The sequence below is a fragment of the Corynebacterium sp. UMB6689 genome, from assembly GCF_030215295.1.
Taxonomy (GTDB): domain Bacteria; phylum Actinomycetota; class Actinomycetes; order Mycobacteriales; family Mycobacteriaceae; genus Corynebacterium; species Corynebacterium aurimucosum.
In genome coordinates this window covers 1-232 of the sequence record NZ_JASOLS010000303.1, presented here as the reverse complement: position 1 = coordinate 232, position 232 = coordinate 1, and the positions used below count along the sequence as shown (strand labels likewise).

General features: G+C 53.0%; 1 protein-coding gene. It reads left to right on the top strand.

Annotated elements, in window-relative coordinates; genetic code table 11:
- Positions 1-12 precede the first annotated feature (12 nt).
- The coding region (locus QP363_RS13600) for a hypothetical protein (RefSeq protein WP_284764885.1) at positions 13-232 on the top strand (220 nt) is incomplete at its 3' end.

Below are 232 nucleotides of genomic sequence, written 5' to 3'. Positions count from 1 at the left end.
AGGAATCTTCCAATGACTCAAAAGCACAAAATCAGCAAAACAATCAGCAAGATCGAAGTGCGCCAGCCGGAAGCCAACCCCAAACCGCGCCAGAAAACTCCACACCTAGTCAAGCGCCCAGCCGTCCTGCACCCCAGCCAAGTCAACCTGTACCAGCTCAACCCGCTCCGCAGCCAAGTCAACCCCAAAGTCCACCAGTTCGCTATTATCCAAGTGATGATGACGATGATTG